The 20,961-nt window shown below is 41.0% G+C and carries 23 protein-coding genes and 1 pseudogene; 9 read left to right on the top strand and 15 right to left on the bottom strand.

What is annotated here, in order from left to right:
* Positions 1-135: 135 nt before the first annotated feature.
* Complete coding sequence (locus tag CHH60_RS03215) at positions 136-795, bottom strand: DUF2306 domain-containing protein (protein WP_095357874.1); 660 nt, start codon at positions 793-795, stop codon at positions 136-138.
* A 50-nt stretch (positions 796-845) separates the two neighbouring features.
* Positions 846-1,865, bottom strand: a complete 1,020-nt coding sequence (locus CHH60_RS03210) for a DJ-1/PfpI family protein (RefSeq protein ID WP_095357873.1) — start codon at positions 1,863-1,865, stop codon at positions 846-848.
* 193 nt (positions 1,866-2,058) lie between these two features.
* On the opposite strand from CHH60_RS03210, the gene CHH60_RS03205 reads away from it, so the two are divergent.
* Together CHH60_RS03205 and CHH60_RS03200 are read left to right on the top strand one after the other, a co-directional pair.
* Positions 2,059-2,772: a response regulator transcription factor gene (locus CHH60_RS03205; protein WP_095357872.1), complete on the top strand. Its 714-nt coding sequence runs from the start codon at positions 2,059-2,061 to the stop codon at positions 2,770-2,772.
* Entirely contained in the window at positions 2,750-4,075 is a 1,326-nt protein-coding gene (locus CHH60_RS03200) for a sensor histidine kinase (RefSeq protein WP_095357871.1), read from the top strand. The genes CHH60_RS03205 and CHH60_RS03200 overlap by 23 nt, the downstream gene beginning before the upstream one ends.
* 363 nt (positions 4,076-4,438) lie before the next feature.
* Here the strand turns inward: CHH60_RS03200 and CHH60_RS03195 are convergent, their stop codons facing one another.
* The gene (locus CHH60_RS03195) at positions 4,439-5,326 is read right to left on the bottom strand and encodes a LysR family transcriptional regulator (RefSeq protein WP_095357870.1); all 888 of its coding nucleotides are present in this window, start codon (positions 5,324-5,326) and stop codon (positions 4,439-4,441) included.
* A gap of 115 nt (positions 5,327-5,441) precedes the next feature.
* Between CHH60_RS03195 and CHH60_RS03190 the strand changes: the two genes are divergently transcribed.
* Positions 5,442-6,830: an MFS transporter gene (locus tag CHH60_RS03190; protein WP_095357869.1), complete on the top strand. Its 1,389-nt coding sequence runs from the start codon at positions 5,442-5,444 to the stop codon at positions 6,828-6,830.
* 446 nt (positions 6,831-7,276) lie between these two features.
* On the top strand, positions 7,277-7,891 hold the full coding sequence (locus tag CHH60_RS03180) for an SDR family NAD(P)-dependent oxidoreductase (protein ID WP_255247802.1): 615 nt from the start codon (positions 7,277-7,279) through the stop codon (positions 7,889-7,891).
* 590 nt (positions 7,892-8,481) lie between these two features.
* Here CHH60_RS03180 and CHH60_RS03175 read toward each other — a convergent pair.
* From CHH60_RS03175 to CHH60_RS03150, 6 genes are all read right to left on the bottom strand, one after another.
* Positions 8,482-9,528 (bottom strand): DUF1835 domain-containing protein, encoded by a 1,047-nt coding sequence (locus CHH60_RS03175; protein WP_255247801.1) that lies wholly within the window; start codon positions 9,526-9,528, stop codon positions 8,482-8,484.
* A 132-nt stretch (positions 9,529-9,660) separates the two neighbouring features.
* Complete coding sequence (locus tag CHH60_RS29675) at positions 9,661-10,209, bottom strand: hypothetical protein (RefSeq protein ID WP_176475959.1); 549 nt, start codon at positions 10,207-10,209, stop codon at positions 9,661-9,663.
* A gap of 224 nt (positions 10,210-10,433) precedes the next feature.
* On the bottom strand, positions 10,434-10,856 hold the full coding sequence (locus CHH60_RS03165) for an HIT family protein (RefSeq protein WP_095357868.1): 423 nt from the start codon (positions 10,854-10,856) through the stop codon (positions 10,434-10,436).
* A gap of 49 nt (positions 10,857-10,905) precedes the next feature.
* Entirely contained in the window at positions 10,906-11,772 is an 867-nt protein-coding gene (locus CHH60_RS03160) for a YwqG family protein (RefSeq protein WP_095357867.1), read from the bottom strand.
* Between the two features lie 127 nt (positions 11,773-11,899).
* Positions 11,900-12,526 (bottom strand): hypothetical protein, encoded by a 627-nt coding sequence (locus tag CHH60_RS03155; protein WP_095357866.1) that lies wholly within the window; start codon positions 12,524-12,526, stop codon positions 11,900-11,902.
* 318 nt (positions 12,527-12,844) lie between these two features.
* Complete coding sequence (locus CHH60_RS03150; RefSeq protein WP_095357943.1) at positions 12,845-13,822, bottom strand: DUF1835 domain-containing protein; 978 nt, start codon at positions 13,820-13,822, stop codon at positions 12,845-12,847.
* A 400-nt stretch (positions 13,823-14,222) separates the two neighbouring features.
* Between CHH60_RS03150 and CHH60_RS03145 the strand changes: the two genes are divergently transcribed.
* Both CHH60_RS03145 and CHH60_RS03140 read left to right on the top strand, forming a co-directional pair.
* Positions 14,223-14,732 carry a YcxB family protein gene (locus tag CHH60_RS03145; RefSeq protein WP_095357865.1) on the top strand — a complete coding sequence of 170 codons (510 nt, stop codon included), beginning with the start codon at positions 14,223-14,225 and terminating at the stop codon, positions 14,730-14,732.
* Between the two features lie 209 nt (positions 14,733-14,941).
* Positions 14,942-15,136, top strand: a pseudogene (locus CHH60_RS03140) (winged helix-turn-helix transcriptional regulator); the annotation flags it as partial.
* A 115-nt stretch (positions 15,137-15,251) separates the two neighbouring features.
* Here CHH60_RS03140 and CHH60_RS03135 read toward each other — a convergent pair.
* The gene (locus CHH60_RS03135) at positions 15,252-15,383 is read right to left on the bottom strand and encodes a sporulation protein YjcZ (protein WP_095357864.1); all 132 of its coding nucleotides are present in this window, start codon (positions 15,381-15,383) and stop codon (positions 15,252-15,254) included.
* 304 nt (positions 15,384-15,687) lie between these two features.
* Between CHH60_RS03135 and CHH60_RS03130 the strand changes: the two genes are divergently transcribed.
* Genes CHH60_RS03130 through CHH60_RS03120 form a run of 3 tightly spaced genes read left to right on the top strand, consistent with a single transcriptional unit; the run spans position 15,688 to position 17,074 of the window.
* On the top strand, positions 15,688-16,110 hold the full coding sequence (locus CHH60_RS03130) for a hypothetical protein (protein WP_095357863.1): 423 nt from the start codon (positions 15,688-15,690) through the stop codon (positions 16,108-16,110).
* Positions 16,111-16,138: 28 nt separating this feature from the next.
* The gene (locus CHH60_RS03125) at positions 16,139-16,585 is read left to right on the top strand and encodes a hypothetical protein (RefSeq protein ID WP_095357862.1); all 447 of its coding nucleotides are present in this window, start codon (positions 16,139-16,141) and stop codon (positions 16,583-16,585) included.
* Positions 16,586-16,621: 36 nt separating this feature from the next.
* Entirely contained in the window at positions 16,622-17,074 is a 453-nt protein-coding gene (locus CHH60_RS03120; protein WP_095357861.1) for a hypothetical protein, read from the top strand.
* A 241-nt stretch (positions 17,075-17,315) separates the two neighbouring features.
* Here the strand turns inward: CHH60_RS03120 and CHH60_RS03115 are convergent, their stop codons facing one another.
* The 5 genes from CHH60_RS03115 to CHH60_RS29530 all read right to left on the bottom strand — a co-directional run bounded on the left by CHH60_RS03115 (position 17,316) and on the right by CHH60_RS29530 (position 20,950).
* Complete coding sequence (locus CHH60_RS03115) at positions 17,316-17,747, bottom strand: universal stress protein (protein ID WP_095357860.1); 432 nt, start codon at positions 17,745-17,747, stop codon at positions 17,316-17,318.
* Positions 17,740-18,984, bottom strand: a complete 1,245-nt coding sequence (locus CHH60_RS03110; RefSeq protein WP_095357859.1) for a CynX/NimT family MFS transporter — start codon at positions 18,982-18,984, stop codon at positions 17,740-17,742. The genes CHH60_RS03115 and CHH60_RS03110 overlap by 8 nt, the downstream gene beginning before the upstream one ends.
* Before the next feature lie 217 nt (positions 18,985-19,201).
* A complete protein-coding gene (locus CHH60_RS03105) occupies positions 19,202-19,762 on the bottom strand; it encodes an XRE family transcriptional regulator (RefSeq protein ID WP_095357858.1) in 561 nt (186 codons plus the stop codon).
* Positions 19,763-20,039: 277 nt separating this feature from the next.
* Positions 20,040-20,408, bottom strand: a complete 369-nt coding sequence (locus tag CHH60_RS03100; protein WP_095357857.1) for a VOC family protein — start codon at positions 20,406-20,408, stop codon at positions 20,040-20,042.
* Between the two features lie 374 nt (positions 20,409-20,782).
* Positions 20,783-20,950, bottom strand: coding sequence for a hypothetical protein (locus CHH60_RS29530; protein ID WP_176475940.1), 168 nt, complete (start codon positions 20,948-20,950; stop codon positions 20,783-20,785).
* Positions 20,951-20,961 lie beyond the last annotated feature (11 nt).

Genomic DNA, 20,961 nt, shown 5'->3' with positions numbered 1-20,961 from the left:
CGATATGTCAATTTAATTTTCTTAAAACATATAAACCATGGAAAGTACCAATAAAATAACTGCGGTATAAAGTCTTTTGAGCTAAAATCCAGATTTTTTTAGACGTTGCTACAGTTCAACAAAAACTATCGGAACCTACGAAAAAAAGGTTCCGATAGTTTTGTTTTTTTCAGTCTTATTCAGATACCGGATAATCATGTCCGGCAAGATCAATAACAGAACGAGGCTGCTATACAAACCAAATGTATAACTACTCGCATAGTCCAAGCCGAAGCCTTCATTGAACGTAAACGTGATTAGATGAATCAACATATTCGTAAAACAGAAAGCATAACTTCGGATCATGTAATTCCGGTGTTTTACGATTCGTTTCTTTTTAATATGCACAATCGCCATAACTGTCATGACCGGCCAAATGATGTTGATTATGTTAAATGCGATGCTGTTGATTTTGCCGCCTGTGGAATAAGGAGCCATGTACCCGGATGTCAGCACAACCATCATCACAGAAACGACATAGACATACCCGTTGATCCGATGAATCTTCCGGTGTTTCTCCAGCATGAAGCGTGAAAAATTGACTAATCCTGCTGCCATTGCTAAACATGCAAATGCAACATGAATGTACATGATTTTCAGCCATACCGGAAGATTCAATTCACGCTTCAGCCCGGTCTTGTGACTGAGAAATGCGGTTGCTTCCGGATCGAATACGTAGTGCCTAACTAGCGAATACAGAATGAAAATGATGCTGACCCCGACCAAAACGCGGTAGGCCATGTTTGTTTTTTTCATAAATGAACCTTTCCATTTCTAATTTCATCTGTCGTTACATTGAAGCTCAATCAATCTAAGCGATGCCCAGTCAGTTTCGATGCTGGCAAGAAGCCAGCCTTGGCAGTTCCAGTCATCACATCCCCTTGTACGATTACCTCAAAATGGAGCTGTAACTTCATCGGTTTGCTCACCCGAAGATCCCACACTAGTTTATCACCCTGAACCCGGGGATGAATGAGTTCCACAGTCTCACCATCTTGCGTAGCTGTGCCCCGAATGCTGCCGTTATCTGTATGAATCACTAACCTAGTTTCAAGTTTTCCAATTGGTGTTGAGATGATGACTTCCCATTTCCCTTCGTAAAGAGGCTCAGAGGCATGCACCTCATCTATGGCAACCGGCGCGAATTTTATTCCCTTTTCTTTTCCTGTCGCGTCCATGTCATCCGCCCGCACCACCCCTTCTGCTTTCCATACCGTTCCCCGCCGCTCAAATTCAAATAGCTGTTCCACAGCATGTGCAATGCGAGGGCCTAGTGTACGTTCCACTAAGTATAACGCAACATCAAGTCCAGAAGTCACACCACCTGCACTCACCAAATTACCGTCATCTACAATGCGTGCCTGAATAGGAAATGCTCCAGTAGCGCCCAAAACTCCCATGCCCATATGATGCGTAACTGCATGCCTGCCTTCAAGCAAACCAGCCATGGCAAGCAGAAGCGAACCGCCACACACCGTAGCAATTAGGACGTCTTCTCGCTCCAATGCTTGTCTAATTTGTACAGAAATTTCTGTACCAGCAGCACGGTTTAGAATAATTGGAATTGAATTAGCCTCCTCTCCAAAGACTTTACCGGATGAGCCTGGCACAAGGATCATGCCCCCACATTCAGGATCCAGTTTCCCTGTTGCCTCGATCTCCAGCCCTTGAATGCCACTTGTGACGTGCCGTGGCCCTTCCGCGGTGACTAATTCTACCCTCAGGGCTTCTTCGGCATACATCGATGCCGCAATAAATACTTCATAAGGCGCAATTGCATCCAATAGATCAAAACCATCAAACAACACAATTTGAACATTCAGCATAAATATGTCCTCCCTATGATTTCGATCTTGATGCAGGGGATTCTCCCTGTTCCTTTTAAAAGGATACCAACAAAACCTCTCGAAAGAAGGCGCACACTCGCCACAAAACCATCAACAAAATATCACAAAATTATAAACATTCATTGGTTTTCAATACGACCATGTTACACTAGGTTTTGAAGGTGGGATACGTATGAACGATTCAATTACTGTGCTTATTGTTGACGACGACATTAGCATTGTCGAATTATTAAAAGACTTTTTGGAACACGAACAATTCCGCGTCATCACGGCTTGCAACGCTACTGAGGCCTGGGATACCCTCCAGCATTGTGCCATTCAATGTATTGTTCTGGACATCATGATGCCTGGACAGAACGGCTTCGATTTGTGCCGCCAGATTCGCAAAGTAAGTCCTGTGCCGATTTTGTTCTTAAGCGCCAAAAGTGATGACGTGGATAAAATTAGAGGGCTTTCGCTGGGTGGAGATGACTACATTGTGAAAACGGCTTCGCCTGGCGAAATTGTCGCTAGAGTCAAGGCCGTATTAAGACGTACCTCTTCCCCAGCTCAGACCACGGTAGAATCTTTGCTGGAAAACGGTCATCTGCAATTAAACCTCGTATCAAGAGAAGTATTTGTAGAAGGCAACAAAGTCATGTTTACCCCCAAGGAATATGAATTGTTGCTGCTGTTTACCCAGCACCCCAAACAAGTATTTACGTATGATCAATTGCTGGACAAGTATTGGGCTGGCATTGGCGATAGACATACGGTTCGTGTGCATGTAAGCCGCCTGCGTGAGAAGATCGAAATCGATCCGGCTAATCCGCAATATCTGGTGAACGTTTGGGGCGTGGGGTATCGCTACGAAGGAGGTTCACGTGAGAACGTTACGGATTCGTAAACTCATGCTGCTTTTTCTGCTGTTCATCCTGCTGTTACCTTGGCTCCTCTTTTTGACCACTCATTATATCGAAACCGGAACCTTACGATTTTCCGCAGCTCCACTGCTGAATGAAGAACAACAAATGCAACAGAATGAGATCATTGGGCAGATCGAAGCGAATATGAACCGCTGGAGTGTACCCGAATGGCAGGTGCAGTTGAAAGGCCTGTTGGATGATACAAACATGAATGTTTCCCTGTTCTCCGCTGCCGGACAGGAGATTTATCGTACTAATGCGGACCATAACAATAGATATTCATCTGTTGAACGATATACATTGCTCGCAGATGGTCAAATAAAAGGGAAAATCGAACTTTACATTCCTAAAACAAACCAGCTCCAAGTGTTCTCCATCTTTATCGGATTTTTGCTTGGCTTGTTTGTCATCAGCATGGCGATGCGGCATTTTTTGATCAAACCGCTTGAGAGGCTTAGTACAACTGTGCGATTGCTTGCTTCTGGGGATTGGAATGTGCCTATTCCTTCTTCACGCATCAAGGAGATTGCCGATGTCCGGGATGCTTTCGACGAGATGGTGCAAGGATTGCAAGCGTCTCACTTGAAACAAACGAGCCTCGAAGAAGAACGGCGTTTCGTCATCGCCGCTGTGGCACACGATCTTAGAACCCCGCTCTTTGCACTGCGTGGATACCTCGAAGGACTTGAGCTGGGGATAGCCCAATCACAAGAAAAAACAGCGAAATACGTCGCCGTATGCAAAGAAAAAGCATTACAACTGCACCGTTTGGTCGAGGATCTATTTACGATTTCCAAAATGGATTATAGCGAATTTATGCTTAACGAAGAAGTCGTAAACCTGCACACTGTTCTGCAGCAATCGGTAGAAAGTGTGACGCCCTCGGCTCAGCAAAAGAATATCTCAATAAATTTGCATTTAACAGGTGCATGCATTGTTCGCGGCGACGCTCATCTGCTAGAACGCGCGATCTGCAATTTGTTGGATAATGCAGTCCGATACACGCCTGATTTCGGAAAAATTATAATAGAGTGTAACAGCATTACCGACCAAGTCAGGTTTACAATCCGAGATACGGGTTCAGGATTTGCAGAGAATGAAGTGAAGCGGGTATTTGAACCTTTATTTCGAGGCGAGATGTCCCGTAACCGTACTACTGGAGGCAGTGGTCTGGGCATGGCTATATCCGAACGCATCATTCGGCGACATGGAGGCGAACTTATGGCCGACAACGATACCCGCGGCGGAGCGCTCTTGTCGGGATGGCTTCCATCCGTGAAATAATAATGTAAGAGGCTGACAATTGATTGATAGAGACCAGTCTATTAGTAATAAAGCAGCCGATCATATAGATCAGCTGCTTTCTTAGTTTTATTAAGCTATCGTTTCTTCGTTAGTTGAATGACACACTCTCTCCAATTAGCGAAACTGAGTATCTTGTCCAAAGATCAATAATCTAAGTCTGTTATTATTCGATGCAATATAGTTTTGCTATCTTCATCCTTGGCTCGGGACAAGAACTTGTACCGAAAAATAAAAAAGCCGCTAAAATAGCGACTTCAATGGGACCATGTTCTTGTCCCTCAACATTTTTCTTTTCTCCTTAGCGGATTAAACGGATTAGAGAAGGTATTAGTTGTCGGATAATTAAAGGGTCTGTTTGGATATCGTCCCGAAGTATTCCACAACTACCTCACGGAATTCGTGAGCAGCCTGCGATATGTACCTACTCCTGTGCCATAACAAAGCAATCTCCCGTACCAACTCATGATTCTCTACTTTGAGATATTTGATATGTTCCCCAGAATACCTTGCCGTACTTGGTATAAAGGCTATACCTATCCCCGCTTCCACTAGAGAACTTAGCCTTGCAGGTTCATCACCTTCGTACACATATGTAGGTGTAAATCCAGCCGATTTGCATATAGAATCCACCAGATCGCGAGTACCGTAGCCTCTTTTCACCCCAACAAAAGATTCATCCCTTAGCTCAGTCAAAGATATGCTGTTTCGGTCAGCAAGCCGATGCCCTTTGGGAACAGCTACAAGGATCGGGTCGATGAACATGATTTGACATTCAATGTCTTCCCCTCGTATAGGAGGTGAGGACAAGCAAAAATCAACCTCTCCTCTATGAAGAAGCGTAACCATTTCCTGCGTGGTGAGCATTTGCACATGAAATTGGATATCAGGTCGCTTGTTCCGAAACTCTCGAAGGATCTGAGGCAATGTACTTGCGGTGGTCACCGCCAATTCGAGTGTGCCATGTTCTGCGCTGGATAAATCGCTAATCTCCTGCTTCCCCTGTTCTAATTCAAACAACGCCCTTTCTGCACGGCGATAGAATCTGCTTCCAAACTCATTCAATCGCAGTTTCCTCCCTACTCGATCGAATAAGGGGACTCCCAAATCCTCTTCCAAGCGCCCAATCGTTTTGCTTAGTGATGATTGAGTGACATGCAGACTTCGTGCTGCTTCGGTCATATGTTCCAAACGAGCTACCTCGAGAAAATATTTCAGTTGTAGAAGTTCCATTTTTCACCCTCCACTCATTCCCTTGAATCAATGAAATCATAACATAAAATGCATTGGAATAAATAAATGATTTCAAGTACGATGATGACATTAATATACAGAGTGGGGGATTGAAATGAGTATTCGCAGTAGGTGGTTGATGATTTCCGTTGGACTAGGGATTCTATTGAACCCTTTGAATTCATCAATGATTTCAGTTGCTATTCCAAGGCTGCAAAATGTATTCCATCTCGACTTTACAGTGGTATCCTGGATTATTTTTTCGTTCTACATTGCGAGTGCTATCTCTCAACCGATCATGGGAAAAGCCAGCGATTTATTCGGTAGGAGGAGGATATTTCTTAGCGGACTTGTTGTATCCTTCGTTGCATCATTATTAGCTCCACTATCCCCAAACTTTGGATGGCTCATCGTGTTCCGCATTGTGCAATCCGTCGGAACAAGCATGATGGTTGCGGTTGGAATGGCCATTGTGCGAATTCATATTACGGAGAAACAAGCAACTGCACTGTCAATGTTGTCCATATTCCTATCCGGAGCGGCAGCGATTGGCCCCTTTATTGGCGGGGTCATCATTCACTGGTGGGGCTGGCCTGCTATCTTTTTGGTTAATATTCCTTTCGTGGTAACAAGCTTTTTATTAGCTTGGAAGCATATTCCTAAAGATGGTCCGTCTACGACATCCGTTGCTCGTAACATGTCCTTTCGCAAATGGTTTGAATTAATTGATGCATCTGGAGTTCTGCTATTCACTGTGGGTCTGGTTGCTCTGCTCGTTGGATTATTGTCCGCAAAATCATCTGGTCAAATTTCATTTAATAACGTTATTGTTGGACTGATTGGCTTCGTTGGACTGGGAGCTTTCGTGCGTCATGAGTTAAAAGCAAAGGCACCCTTTATACCTTTACGCACATTCGCTAAATATCCTGCAATGACTTGGATCAACGTCGAATTCATGATCGTTAACCTGCTTTTTTACTCTCTCTTTTTTGGGCTTCCCTCCTACTTGCAAATCGTACGTCATGTCAGCGAGTTTCATACAGGGATGCTCATGCTAAGCTTAGGCTTGTGCTCACTCATTGCTTCTCCAATAGCAGGAAGCTGGATCGATAAATCAGGACCCGGGCCAGCATTGCTTATATCTGGAATGCTGATGACATTGGGGTCCGTGTGGTTCGTAACACTGGATCAGACTTCACCGGTTATCAGCGTGTGTCTGGCTTTAGCTGCATTCGGTATTAGCAACGGGTTGAACAGTGTCGCTATGCAAGCAGCCTTATTCAGAAGTTCACCAAAAGAAATTATTGGTGTAGCATCTGGAATATTCAATACTTCAAGATACCTAGGAACCATTCTCTCTTCTTTGCTGATTAGCATTGTAATGGGAGATAACTTCAGCTTCGAAGGATTTCGAATACTTGGAATGATCCTCACGTTAATTGCATTGTCATTGGTATTCATGAATTGGCGGCACAAGGAGACAGGGCAGTTGCATGAGTCCTAGTTATCTGACAGATGTAAATTATCCTTTGTTACTCAACAGAAAGCGGCAGCTGATTGTGAAAATCGGCTGCCGTAATTTCTTGTTGAGCTAACGCTTCCCATTAGTTTAAGGAGGCTTCGTTAGTTAGGAATCACATTTTACAAAGTAATTGCCGTACTTTCCTCCAATCATATGTAAAGCCATTTCAACAGGGCAGGCCCTTATAACCTCTTCACTGCAATCGCCATATTCTTTTAATCCGTATCCCATATTGCCACTCCATTCATCAAGTTACAAAAATGTGCGTACTTACAAGTATCAATTATTTCCACTATATTAACTATATCTGAAATGAAAGGAGATATGTCTCGATTACAATGAGAGAATCTAAGTAGCAGTGACCAAATAAGAAAGAAATACATTTTCGTAGGTACAGGTTTTAGAAAATAGATTAAGGAGGCAATTTTATGAATAAATCCAAGATCGTATTAATCACAGGTGGCAACAAAGGTATTGGTTTTGAGACGGCAAGACAATTGGGAATCATGGGGTATGAGATATTAATAGGAGCAAGAAGCGAAGGAAAAGGACATGAGGCCGTAACGTTATTGGAAACAGAGAACATTAAAGCTAAAACGGTGGTTCTTGATGTCACAAAACCCAGCTCCGTTCTCTCCGCAGTAGAATGGATTGAACAAGAATATGGATACCTTGATATCTTGATTAATAATGCGGGCGTGTTTTTTGAAGGTAACGCGTCTCCAAGTGAACTGGGACTGTCCGTTCTCAAGAATACTTATGAGACAAACGTTTTTGGCGTATTTTCTGTCACTAAAGCAATACTTCCATTGCTCCAAAAATCTTCTGCCGGAAGAATTGTAAATCTTTCCAGCGCATTAGGTTCCTTAACTTTGAATTCAGACCCAACGTCGGAATTTTATAATGTGAATTCGCTCGCCTACAATAGTTCCAAAACGGCTGTAAATGCTTTAACTGTTTTCTTTGCTAAAGAATTAAGAGATACTCCTATTAAATACAACGGTATCCGTGTGTATAATAATTGCTTCCTCAATAGCATCTGAGACAGCTTCAAATAAGTGTTTGATTTGCAAAAAACTCTTAAGCCTTTTTAATTGTGAACTATCTACTTTACCAATACGCTTATTTGATTCACCCATAGGAAAAACCCTCTCTAATATACTTTGTAGAAGCCTATAGAACTTTTAGTCTGAACTGTTCTTGAATCGCGTTTCCCTCTTGTGACCACTCTAATTTCTAGTTCTATAGGACTAAATATCGGTTTTAACAAATGTATAGTTGAGAAATATAAAAATCGTTTTTCTGATAATAATGAAAAGTATTATTGTAACCTTGATAACTCCAACTAGAATGCTGCAATACGAGGCCATAAACAGCTATTCGGAAAATAAGGTCATAAAGTGAGATTCAAGGGTTTGAAAGAAGAGGCGATCTGTAGCTCCAATTTCTCTATAGTCTCCGCTCAGTCATGATGAGTAGAATCAGAAAAATTAAACTAATGAGCTGCATTGCTGACTCGATTACCTTGGAAGAGAAGTAACCTATGCCAGTACTGTATGTAAGCACGAGGATGGCTCGATACTCCAGATGGCTGCAGGAGAGAGAGAGAAGCCTAATTACTCTCATACTTGTTTTACTTGCGTCTGATACTATAAAATCGCATCCCTGCGGGTACGCCTTTAATTTCAAGAACTCCTTTATAGATGAGCTCCCTTAACCGGTATTCGAAATAAGCATCTCCGATATATTGCTCACAGTATCCGATTGCCTCTCCAATAAGACGGGCTGATTTCAAGAAACCCTGATTACCAGCAGGAGGCTTAAGATCATCTAATTTTTCTAACAGGTACTCATCATAATAATCTGCTGGCACTTCTAAAACAGCTTGCTCACTCCAAATACGTAAAGTTCCTGACTGCTCCGTGATGACCTTCCATTCTTCTTCCAGACGTGCAGTATCAGCAGAATCTAATCTTTTTTTGTCGTCTAACCTGCTGATTGCTTCCCGGAGCTTTTCAGATGGGATCTCTCCTGAGCACCTGTAATGTATGAATGCATCAGGCCGGTTGTAAAGTTCCTCACAAACTGCACAAGCATTATATAACGAGATAGCATTAGGTTTACTGCGAAGTAAGTGCACCGCATGGCGTAAGCCTATCTGCTCACAAGCATTGCTACTAGTCCAAACAACGATCTCCGCTCCTTCCGGTATTAGATCTAATTTGACTAGAGTCTCATTGTATTCATTTTCAAATTCATCATATTCTTCAATTCCACCGATGATGTTATTGCTAAACCAATTCCTGCGTTCCATACGTCCCTCTGCTGAGTTCAGGCGAAGTGGACCAATAGCGTAGTTGTCCTTTAACGTTATAACCTTATGTGTTTCTTCGAAACCGAGTCCTCTTAAGGCTTGTTTCATGCTTCCCGCAAAGGATTCCCCAATCACAATATGAACGTGAGTACAAGTAGGTACTGGAGACCAGAATATTCTTCTCTCTTGAAGACTCATCAGCTCATCATATAGTTCAATTAGTTCGTGAGCTACGGTTTCACTTGTTCCCTCTTGCTGCTTCATCAATTTGATTTTGGCCAGCATAAATTGAAGATAGGGTTTTAATTCTCCTTCTCCCAAACTATCGGTTGCTCTTTTAATTACTAGGAAATCTTTAAGATTCAAATCATCTTCCCTCCTTTTCGTATGCACGTACATATTCTCACACATGCGTTCAAATGACTTCGATCACGCAATTGAATATATACACAACATTCTTTCCCTTATATCAAACGCTCCGCTCGCTTCCCCCTATTTTTATGATTCCTTTGAGTTGTCATCCATGAAGTCGAAATATCCTAGTGCCCCGATTGAGACGGTCGTAAAATAGTAATAACGCTTTTCGAGCGCCTGATTTTCTTCGCTCATTTCTAGAAAACCCGGGTCTTTCAAGATTTCATCATTCATAATGCCTTCTCGCCAGAAGCACAGCTCGAGTTCTTGAAACGCAAAGGAATACCCCGTTCTTGGATCATCATCCCCGATCATTGGATACTTTTTCAAAAGAGCATGGATCAAATCCTCAGCCTTAGTCGTGAAGACATCCATGTCTTGAAACAAACAAGGAATACGAAATTGACTATGATAGTGCGGGTTCATTAGTTGAATGAATTTTACCCTGCCGTTGGAATCGTATTCAAAATGACTGCCCGTAAACAGCATCTCGATATAACTGGGATTAACGGGTATGCCATCATTAGCTCTCCAATAGTCCATATTCTGAAAGGTCTGCTCCACCTCTTCCCTACTCATCCCTAGCTGAAAAGGACCGATGCCGACATGTGGCGTTACCATAATTGCTTCCACCCTGAAAAACTCCTTTCAAGGACAATTTTTTTAAAAGATCCAACCAACTGCTCGGGTAATTAAAACCTCCCGTTAGTTGAATTAGAATGGATTTTCACCTTTAAAAAAAGGGATAAAGACAGCATAAATAGAGCCAACAAAAAAAATCCAAAAGGTAATGATATGTAGCCGAGTATGGTGAGCGTCTCCCTTATGTCTCTATCATAAGCTTGCATCCAGCTAGTTTAATTTCTATTCATTAGTTTTACTAACTTCTCTCTAGTTTCGTTTAAACGTCCCTGGGCATTCGTGGTGTCGGAGGGTTCCACCCAAGCAAAACCATCAGAATCATAACGAGGAAAGACGTGCATATGATAATGCGACAAATCGTTATATTTACCACCATTTTGAATGATGGTTATTCCATCTGGATTGAATTGGGTTTGGATCAGCCTTTTTAGCAAGATAGATGCCTTCATAATTTCGTTAGCAGTTATATCGTCCAAATCATCGAGTTCGTAGTAATGTTGTTTCGGAAGGATGAGAACATGTCCTTCATTCAGTGGTGCAATATCCAAAATACAAGTTACGTAATCATTCTCATAAACTGTGTTCGTATCAATCATTTTGTTTGCAAGCTGACATCCTAAGCATATCCTATTCGGCATATCTACTACCTCCACTTCTCATAATAACCATTGCTATATCCGTTTTACCTTACGTGCATTGCATCACACAAATAACTCGTTCAAAACATAGATTCGCAAGATCATCTTCATGGATCCAATAATAAATTCTACCAGAATCTCCCCACATCATTCCTGTCTTTTCTTCTTCCGAGTCTATTTGTAGAAGTAATCGCCACTTTAGTGCAGAATTCAATACTTTACCTCGAATCTCAGGGTTATTGTTTTCAATCCACTTATACGGTCCATAAGTTAGCTCACACCTAACTTGCATATCTCCCTGAATTGGATCCGGATGGCCCATCAGTCGATTAATGTACCCTTTCGTACTCCAATTCGGTAAAAATAATCTCCAGTACTTCTCAAAATTCTCAATGTTTCCATTCCAGCCGAGTCCCAGGCTTTCGAGGTAAGCTGACTCAGCGGTGGGTACTGAAAAATTATGCTCAAATATAATCTGATTCGGTTTTACCTTTTCTAAATCAGTTAAACTTGTAGGTGTGTTTCTTCGTGCTAATTTTTCGAGACGGTCAGAATCGAAGTAGAACACTCGGCATGTGGAAGGATCATTATAAAACCCCATCTCTGCATACATAGGTTTTACAGCATAAAAAAAGGATAGTAGGCCACTTGTTGGAAGAGACAACTGTTGTGGGCAATCAGATAAGTTAATCTGCGAGATAAAAGACATATCATATTCTTTCCACGTTGGCCATTCGAGGTCTTCAGGAAGATCTGGATTACCCCCTACCTTACTTCCTCCTAAAGGAATATCAGAATCGGAACTGGGTTTCAGAAATAGTTGAGCCGTCGGAAAAACCCAGTTGGCAATAGCATCACCATATTCTTTTAGACCCACTTGTTCGAGCTGTCGTATTACTTCCTCTTTGTTCGCCATTGAGATCCCTCCTAAAGGTACTTTCTTATTTGCATGGATAAATCTCTTGTCTCGTTAACATGTAGTCAAGCCAGCCCTGAGCAGCCTGACTACATGCTTTCACGTTTTACGATACAGACGCAACAGCTCACGGTAATATTCTTTCGTATTCTTTATGTAACACATAACGATGAACGCCTCTCGAAGCGTTAATTGCTTCCCTTGCATGCTTGATGGCCGTTTCGCGATGACCTGCTTTGATTTCTATTTCCGCGAGCAACGCAGATCTCATCCAGCGCTTTTTAATTGACTTGAGACATTCTCGTGCCTGAGTACTTTTCTCGTCCTCCAATAGTAAAATGGTTTCGTAATATGCACGGTAATCCGAAAATCGGATATACGGTACGGCTTCCCGAACATCATTCATATCCTTGCGATAAACCCCATAAGCTGCCTTGTACACTGCTTGTGCCTTTTCCTTTTTATGTTTGCTCATAATCTGCTCCATAACCATTCTTGATTCACCCTCGAATCTATTCGCAAGTACATATTGAATATAAAGTTCAGGTGTATTTTTCTGGCCACGTAAAAAGGACTCCACACGATCCATACGCTTTTCAAGAGCTAACGGATAAAAGTAGTGGATGATAAACGCAATAAGGGCTGCACCCATACCAAGCCCTACAGTCAGGATTTTTGAATACCCATTTACACTCATAAATAAAACAAGCAGGAATACGGCGATATAAAAAGCGACTCCCCATCGAAATCTCATTAATTACTCTCCTTTGAAAATTGTGATAAACTAGCAAGTATCTATTATATCAGAATATATTCTCTTTTTTTTGTAAATGTTAGGAATGTTAGTTTCTGAATGCTCGTTCTCTGGAGGTGAGGTTTTTTTATAGACGCGCCAACACATTTTTATTCAATATAATTCTTGGGCCGAGTCTCCCCTAATTTGATCCCCTTCAATTATAATCAATTTTATATTCGAGTTCAGAGCATTGTTAATACTCCCGGCCATTAAAAAAAAGCAGCTGATCTCAATAGTCAGCTGCTTTCTTAGTTTGAGCTATCTGTTCCCTTTAACTTAATCAATAGCGCTAAGTTTAACGGAAAACTGATGCAAAGCACCAGGTAAGCCTCTAAACATTAATACTCCTTGGTTAACTAAGATCCAAATTCTGTAGACTATGAATGAATAACCTACAAGTTGCTGAGATATATCAAACACCCTAGCAATAACACTCCCTGCTTTGATAAACCCATTCTTATCTTGTTCTTTCTCCAATCCAATAACTGAACTAATTATCAACTCGTCTAAGGCACTTTCATTACTGCTTTTAACAGTATCTTCTTCCCACAAACGAAGTACATGATTTTCTCTCATAAGCATTAGCCATTCTGATACATACCTTTTTCTTTGATTAGTATCAAGTGAAACGCCCTCAAAGTGGTCATTTACAATTGTCTGAAAATGCTCTCGATTGATTAAACTGCTAGCGTAGGGAACAACTCCTTCTCTGTTTTGAAGCCCAGTAACATTAAAAATCTCCGTTACATTGACAATATTGACTGCTTGTTTCCGTTCTCTCAACAAATACAATACGAAGCGTAACCCTGTTTGATCATGTGCATTATTAGCGCACCAAATGACGATAGTTTTATTTTCGGGAATGTCCTTCACTGTTTTCACCATATCAGCAAGCTGATGCTCTTGGTTGAAATTTTGACCATATCTGAAGTCCTCATCATATTTCATCAACCAAAAGAGCCTATCCTGCTGTCCAGTTGGTGTATCTAAGTTAGATATGGGTCCAACTGAAAAACATTCGTTGAATGCTAAGACTTTACATAAATTTCTTTTACCAATCTTACTAAGCATTACTTTTAACGAACCTGCATCAGAAAGACTGAATACAATATGGACATATTGTTGGCGTTCATACGTATGTAATTGATGGTTGCGAACTTCAATAATATGGGTTTGAAGTATGTTAACCAGCCCTTCTGCTAACTTTTTTTCTTCAACGCTACCTTCCTTGCAAAAACGTTCTACTGTATTCATTAAATTGTAAAATATCATTCGTAGATCCTTTTCGTCGAATTGATCTAGGCTCCCATAGAACTTCTCCACAGATATCCTCCTCATAGGACAATATCCACTATAATACCACGTTTTGGAACTTCACTACCCATTAGCTTAATGAATCAGTAAGCGTGAATAGATGAGCTATGTTTCCGTCCGATTTGAAAGTCTCGCCTTTTAAGCTGCCCCTTCGGTAAAGTTCAATGTAAGATAATACCTAAAGAACAGGGGGACGAATTCATTTCTTATCATAGGTGATTGATTTATTATCCTTGTTGTATTCGAATGCAATATTACTTTCTTAGCATACATATTGTTGTATAATTAAAAGTATGGAAAAAAATCCTAACATATTCAATCAATTTACTGGAGGGCTAGAATGGAACTGAAATTTAATCTAGAGTTTAAAGATCTGGCTGATATGCAAGAAAATGTTGTCCGAGAATCTAAACAACATCAGAAAATTAAATGGATCATGAATTTTCTTTTTGCATTTCTCTTGTTCGTTACTGTATTACAGGCCTCTTTTTCTCTTATAAGTTTAGGTGTCATAGTATTGTTTGTTGTTATTTTTCCTTTTGTGTATATTAGACTAACCATTTACTCGTTGAAAAGAAACATGAAGAAACAAAACCTAAGTATGATACTCGGCAATAATGTAATGCTTCTTAATGCAGAAGGGATTTCTCGAACCACCGGAAGAAATACTTTCTTTTTGAAATGGGACGACATCTCCATCATAAGAGAAGATACAGATCATTACTTTTTATATATGACTGACATCCAAGGGATTATCATCCCAAAAAGGGCTATTACCAGTGAGGAAATGAGTCGGGAATTTCAATATTACTATGATACATTCCTTTTGCCTAAGCTAGAAAATAAATAGCTGAGTGCGTTACAATGGCCTGCTTACCTAAATGTACAATAAAGAAAAGTGGGCCTTTGCGCTGGATGTGTTTACTTCTATACATACCAAAAGATAATGTTCTCATTGCAGATTTCCGGCAATTGACACATGATCTACTAGGACGAGCTGGCACATTATAAACGCAATGATTTTTATAGTTTAATTCCCCTTGGGATTTGTAATCGGTATTTCTTGGAGATCTCTCTCAAGGCTCGCTTACCAAGCAGCTTAAGGCATTAGAGAATGATGGTGTTATTCAACGTGATATTTATCCGGTAGTTCCTCCACGAGTCGAGTACTCTTTGACAGAAAAGGGAATGAAGTTACTTCCAATCCTTGAAAAGATGGAGGACTTCGGTAAAGAATTCGGTGGAAACAGGTAATTTGAATGGACGTTGTTTCGAAGGTGACTTTCTCGTTTTTATCGATATACAACGAACGTAAACAAATCAAAAAAACCGCCAGTAAAGTCTGGCGGGAAAAGTAAAAAGTGAACTCTTACACTAAGAAAGCCTTGGAGATAATGACCAATAAAATAAAGAGTACGAGTATTGCCCCAATGGACGTAAAGCCACCATAACCTCCACTTACTCCTCCTACATTACCGTTACCATATCCAACTTCACTCATGCTTCCATCCCCCTCTTTGTGGTATGGGATAGATTATTCAGGTATATCCATTTTGACAAGGCTCTATAAAAAAAAGGCGACCAACCAATTGGTAAGCCTTCTTCGATCAACTATGAATGGGAATCTTCTTTATCATACCTGCACACATAGTAGGTTGTTCTTCAAACTGACCATCCCATCGAATCACTCTGCAGTTATTTGACTGGTAATTGCCCTTTTTTAATTGATAGCCACTTCATCCATGCAATCTATCAGGTTTTACATATATTATGCTATGTCTACAACGTTAGGAGGTGAGTATCTCATGACAACATTTTTGGATGCTCGAACATCGCAAAACGCAAGTTTAGCTAACTCTATCTCTGTACCCATTCTAGTTATTAATACGCCTCAGTTATTCGGACAGATTGGTCTACTGACAGCAGGTGCTGGGACAAACCCACGTGTTCAGTTTAAAGGAACGGTCTCCGTTACACTTCCGTTAGCTCTTGCTGGAATAACGATTAGAGTCGTAAGAGGAACCCTTGCAACTGACCCTGCAGTCTATTCTGCCACGGCTACATTTGGGCTAAGCGTCTTAGCGCCACAGGTCATCACTTTTTCAGGAAACGACTTCAATCCACCTATCATTCCCCAATTGACGTACACGGCGTTTATCAGTTCCAACCTATTAGGCACCGTGCGTGTGGGGCCGGAAAACTTCGATGGATTTCTTGTATCCGATTAAAGAAAGTTTAATGATAGGAGGAATTGCCATGGTACGTACACTAGATGCTCGTACTTCTCTCGGATCCAACGGTGTTACTCCACTCAATGCTCCACTTGCATCCAATACGCCGACTCTTGTAGGTATCCTGGGACTCAATATCTTTAATCCAGGGCCACTAATTCGCACACAATTTAACGGCACATATCGCATTTCTGTTGCCAATTTGTCTTCTATTCCTTCTGCCGTTCGATTTGAAATTTATAGATCCGCTTCAAATTCAGGAACTCCAGTCTATGTCGTCCAACAACCTGTGTTTCCTTCGGAAGGAAGCATCTTAGCGAGCTTTGAAGGATCCGATTATAACATTCCAGCCCCCCCATCTGGCCAATTGATCTATTCATGTTATGTCACTTTTGTTCCAGTTTCATCATCCGAAGTAGCTACACGTGTGGGGCCGGAATGTTTCAATGCCGTTGCATATAGTGATGATTGAAGTCGATCCACTCCTAAATAAGAGAGGAGGACTACCATGGTCAAAACGCTAGATGCACGTACTTCTCAAGGCTCCAATGGACGAAACATTTTAACGCCTAGTTTTACAAATGGAGTTCCTTTACTCTTTGCTCAATTAGGATTACAAGTAAATAACCCAGGTGCATCGGTCCGTACCATTTTTTCCGGTATAGTCGAACTTACGGCCAATGATTTGCCTATTAACGGAAATCTTGTTATCGAAGTATACCGGGGATTAGGAGCCTCACAGCAGCTCGTTTATCGTGCTGGTACGATAGTAATTGCTAACGAATTCTTTAGTCCGTGTGTATTCAGCTTTACGGGCTCAGAATACAATGTTCCCACTTCGGGAAGTGGACAAATCATCTATTCAGCTTACGCAGTATTCACTTACAATCCTTTATTTAGTGTAAATAACGTCAGATTGGGACCAGAAAGTTTTAATGCAACGATGTATTCAGATGATTAAGGTTACGAAAACGTATAGCTAAGTTACGTTAGTCTGTTGTGCCAAATTAGCTGTACAAGCTCTACAATAATATGATAAGTACCACTTCAGAATAAGTGCAAATTTAAATCAAAATAAAAATATTCTTCCTGTTAGTTTAATGAAAAGCAGCTGATCACATTGATCAGCTGCTTTCTAATCAGTATTGAGTTATCATTCCCCGTTAGTATTATCAATGCATCATCTCTGCAGTACAGAGGAGTTAATGAACATTGAGAACTGGGCAAATTGCCAGCTGTGAAACCTTGTGGCTGACACTTCCAAGCATTATTTCTTTTATGCCGCTTAGCCCACGGCTTCCAATAATAATGAGTTGCTGCTCAGTATCCCTTGCATATTTTAATATTTCATGTGCAGGGTTTCCCTTAAGATGAACTGTTTTCGGGTTAATTCCCGCAGATTCTAATTTGGATTTGGCTTTTTGTAATTGTTCCAAACTCGCTTTCTCTATTTCGTTCAATATTTCTTCCAAGAAATTCTCTGGTACATATGTCATGCCATTCGACACATATTCCTGGCTGACATTAATCAAGGTAACTTGAGTTGGTTTATTTCGGGCTATTTCAATGGTTGCATCGAGGATTTTGTTTGTTATTTCATCTTGATCAATGGCCACCATAATGTTCTCAAACATTTTTATCTTCCTTTCCGTGCAGCTCGTAGCTATATCGGTTACCTACAAAACGGTTTCTTGCGGCTCCTATACCAACTAAAAAGAGTAAGACCGAAGCACCAAGCAGAATGAAAAGTGGCTGTTTCCAACTATTTGTCGCATCATGCAGATATCCTATAAGGGCAGGACCGACTGCGGCAAGAAGATATCCGATCGATTGCGCCATGCCTGACAGTTCGGCTGCTTGATGCGCATTTTCAGTACGTAATCCAAAAAACATCATGGACAAACTAAAGGCAAAGCCTCCCCCGATTCCGAGTATTATGATCCACAATAATATGATATCGGAACTTCCATAAAGAAGTCCGAGCGTTCCCGTCAAAAGCAAAGTGGTTGTGATGACCACTAACAAACGTTGGCTAGACATACGCCCAGCAATAACGGGGACAAGAAATGTAAATGGAAGCATGGCTAACTGCATGATTGAGAGGTACCATCCGGATTGGTTGGAGTCGATTCCTTGTTGCTTTAAAATTTCAGGCAACCACGCGATCAACACATAGAAAACCATAGATTGTATACCCATAAACAAGGTTACTTGCCAGGCAAGAGGGGAACGCCAAACATTCACATCGTTACGGTCCTTCTGTTGGCTCGTCGTCGCTGTTTGCCTTGTTTGATTTCTTAATTGGGGTAACCAACAAAGGATCGATAGGAAACTTAGAATCCCCCATATTCCCAATGCTCCCTGCCATTTTAAACCTGCGTTCACGGCTAGCGGTACACTGATTCCTGATGCAATTGCTCCACATAAACTCATTGAAATGGAGTAAAGACCTGTCATGGAACCTATATTATTTGGGAAATCCCTTTTGATAATACTAGGCAATAATACATTACATATCGCAATTGCGAACCCAAGAATTGCAGTCCCAATATACAGATTAGCTGCGCCAGATAAAGAACGTATTACAATACCAACCGTCAGAAATATGAGTGCAATCAAAATGATGCGTTCAACCCCATACATTCGTCCTAATTTGGGTACTACAGGCGATAATAAAGCAAAGGCAAGTAAGGGCAGCGTTGTTATGAGGCCGGCTAATGTATTTGAAATTTGAACGTCATCCCTTATGAGACTCACTAAAGGCCCGACCGAGGTTAAGGGAGTACGTAAATTAGCTGCAATCACAATAATGCCGAGAATGATAAATCCTATAGAGGATGGTATGGTTTTTTTATTTTGTGGGTTCGGCATTCTTCAATTCTCCTTTCTGTATTCATACGTATGGTTTGTTTCCTGCTGATTGAAAAAAGAGGCAATATCATCCGCGCGGACAACAAAAGTATATTATAATATATTGTTATTTACAATAAGTATTCTATAATATATTTTAAATCGTATAGAAACAAAAATACAACTCTGAATTCCCGTCATAGAATTCGGAGTTGTATGATAAGTAAAATTTTGATTTTTAGAAACCATACTTTAAGGAGATATAGAGCACTGTCTCGCTATTCGTATGATTGGTGTAAGAGTGAGGACTATCTGCACGAAAACTGATCGTATCATATTGATTCAATGTATGAATCTCTTCGTTGACTTGAATTTCAATGGAACCCGTCATTACTGTTGCAATTTCAGTTGTATTCACATGATGGCCTTCAGGGTGATACGAGCTCTTCGGCTGTAAGTAAGCCCGACACATTTCAATACCGTTGCTTTTAAAGACGGGTTCAATGATCCAATTTTTTTGATCATTAGAAAATCGCAGTCCTTCGCCTGCTCGATACAAACTCACAGGGTCTTCTGATTGGAACAACGCCAATAGCGGTAAAGATATACCTTTTGAAATTTTCCATATCATCGCCAAAGTGGGATTTGTTTCGCCACGTTCGATATTGCCCAGAGTAAGTTTGCTTACGCCTGTTAATTCCGCTAAGTCATCCAAGCTCATATTGTTTTCTTTTCTGTACTTTTTCAAGGCACTGCCCATTTGTAATACCATTTGTTTTGATTCATTGACTTCATCCATTAAATATTCACCTCAACAAAAACTGTTATAGCTAGTATATTGTTTATCTGAATGCTTTTCCATACTTCCCTCACGTTCCAAGGAAGAGGTGTTGCTGGATCGCTGGGATTCATCAATATGAAAAAACTCCCCTCACAGTATCAGGCTGGATTATTTCACCTGTCTACTGTATGGGGAGAATACAGATTACGGGAATAAGCTCTTCATGTTGTAATAACAATTGGCTCAATGTGACATGAAAAGTTATCCGTATTGTTAAGCTAGGTACACTTTCATATCAGGCTTTACTGTGAAGGGTAACTAAGTAACCGTCTGGGTCTGCAAATGTAAAGGTTCGCCCGAATGGTCCATCGATTGGTGCAGATGTGATTTTTACGCCTGCTGCAACAAGCTTGTCGTGGATTTCTTGCGTATCAGGGGCTTGAAGCCACAGAGCGACACCAAGTCCAGGCTGACTACCTGAACCGAGCTCTACTCCTGGCATTAAGTCACGAAGGGCAAATGCAATAGGCTTTGTTTCAAAGACTACCGCATGAGGTGGTCCTGCCTGTGAGCGAACCAGTCCAAGATATTTTTGATAGAATTCTGCAGAGCTTTCAAGATTACTCACTTGAAGTGAAATGAAGTCGGGTCCAATTGCTGACATAATGTTTATGTCCTCCTTTGTTATTAGGGGTTGTTATGTTATTTGTTGTAATTTATTTCTCAATGGTACTCTTAACTCGCTCTCTCGTGGATCATTCGCCATCGCCTTGAAAAAGTGTAGGTCATCCTCCCTCTGTGCACCCTTCGTTTATTATAAAGTCATGTAAATAACCTCTCTCTCACTTTGTATGTCTCGATTATATAAACCCGTTACTGCCAACAGTATGTCAGTAGCACTTTTCAATTTTTGATTTCTTTTCTTACCTGGTCTTGGTAAGCTTCAGGTTGTCGGACACGAAAAGGCACAAGTTCTTCTTGTCCTTGTTACGGAACACGAACTTGTACCGATTTCTGTAGTGATTGATGAACGTTAATTCAAAGCTGCCGCTGAGCTTCGGCGCTGATAGTGTCAAAGACCAGAGAGGATTTGCCTGAACCCGAAACACCGGTGAAGACCGTGATTTTTCGTTTCGGAATGCGCACACTCACGTTTTTCAGGTTATTTTCGCGTGCTCCTTCAATGATGATTTCATTGACGTTCATAGCCTCACCTC

The sequence above is a fragment of the Paenibacillus sp. 7523-1 genome (assembly GCF_002276415.1).
Lineage (GTDB): Bacteria > Bacillota > Bacilli > Paenibacillales > Paenibacillaceae > Paenibacillus > Paenibacillus illinoisensis_A.
The sequence above is the reverse complement of the archived record's forward strand: the minus strand, read 5'-3'. Positions and strand labels throughout refer to the sequence as shown.

What these genes read in the sequence shown, in the direction of transcription:
- CHH60_RS03180 (WP_255247802.1), top strand. Translation starts at nt 7,277, where the DNA reads ATGAATAAATCCAAGATCGTATTAATCACAGGTGGCAACAAAGGTATT.
- CHH60_RS03105 (WP_095357858.1), bottom strand. Translation starts at nt 19,762, where the DNA reads ATGGATGAAGTCAATGAATCAAAACAAATGGTATTACAAATGGGCAGT.
- CHH60_RS29530 (WP_176475940.1), bottom strand. Translation starts at nt 20,950, where the DNA reads ATGAACGTCAATGAAATCATCATTGAAGGAGCACGCGAAAATAACCTG.
- CHH60_RS03165 (WP_095357868.1), bottom strand. Translation starts at nt 10,856, where the DNA reads ATGCCGAATAGGATATGCTTAGGATGTCAGCTTGCAAACAAAATGATT.
- CHH60_RS03150 (WP_095357943.1), bottom strand. Translation starts at nt 13,822, where the DNA reads ATGAATACAGTAGAACGTTTTTGCAAGGAAGGTAGCGTTGAAGAAAAA.
- CHH60_RS03135 (WP_095357864.1), bottom strand. Translation starts at nt 15,383, where the DNA reads ATGAGTGAAGTTGGATATGGTAACGGTAATGTAGGAGGAGTAAGTGGA.
- CHH60_RS03155 (WP_095357866.1), bottom strand. Translation starts at nt 12,526, where the DNA reads ATGAGATTTCGATGGGGAGTCGCTTTTTATATCGCCGTATTCCTGCTT.
- CHH60_RS03115 (WP_095357860.1), bottom strand. Translation starts at nt 17,747, where the DNA reads ATGTTTGAGAACATTATGGTGGCCATTGATCAAGATGAAATAACAAAC.
- CHH60_RS03100 (WP_095357857.1), bottom strand. Translation starts at nt 20,408, where the DNA reads ATGTCAGCAATTGGACCCGACTTCATTTCACTTCAAGTGAGTAATCTT.
- CHH60_RS03215 (WP_095357874.1), bottom strand. Translation starts at nt 795, where the DNA reads ATGAAAAAAACAAACATGGCCTACCGCGTTTTGGTCGGGGTCAGCATC.
- CHH60_RS03195 (WP_095357870.1), bottom strand. Translation starts at nt 5,326, where the DNA reads ATGGAACTTCTACAACTGAAATATTTTCTCGAGGTAGCTCGTTTGGAA.
- CHH60_RS03210 (WP_095357873.1), bottom strand. Translation starts at nt 1,865, where the DNA reads ATGCTGAATGTTCAAATTGTGTTGTTTGATGGTTTTGATCTATTGGAT.
- CHH60_RS03190 (WP_095357869.1), top strand. Translation starts at nt 5,442, where the DNA reads ATGAGTATTCGCAGTAGGTGGTTGATGATTTCCGTTGGACTAGGGATT.
- CHH60_RS03125 (WP_095357862.1), top strand. Translation starts at nt 16,139, where the DNA reads ATGGTACGTACACTAGATGCTCGTACTTCTCTCGGATCCAACGGTGTT.
- CHH60_RS03145 (WP_095357865.1), top strand. Translation starts at nt 14,223, where the DNA reads ATGGAACTGAAATTTAATCTAGAGTTTAAAGATCTGGCTGATATGCAA.
- CHH60_RS03120 (WP_095357861.1), top strand. Translation starts at nt 16,622, where the DNA reads ATGGTCAAAACGCTAGATGCACGTACTTCTCAAGGCTCCAATGGACGA.
- CHH60_RS03110 (WP_095357859.1), bottom strand. Translation starts at nt 18,984, where the DNA reads ATGCCGAACCCACAAAATAAAAAAACCATACCATCCTCTATAGGATTT.
- CHH60_RS03160 (WP_095357867.1), bottom strand. Translation starts at nt 11,772, where the DNA reads ATGGCGAACAAAGAGGAAGTAATACGACAGCTCGAACAAGTGGGTCTA.
- CHH60_RS03205 (WP_095357872.1), top strand. Translation starts at nt 2,059, where the DNA reads ATGAACGATTCAATTACTGTGCTTATTGTTGACGACGACATTAGCATT.
- CHH60_RS03130 (WP_095357863.1), top strand. Translation starts at nt 15,688, where the DNA reads ATGACAACATTTTTGGATGCTCGAACATCGCAAAACGCAAGTTTAGCT.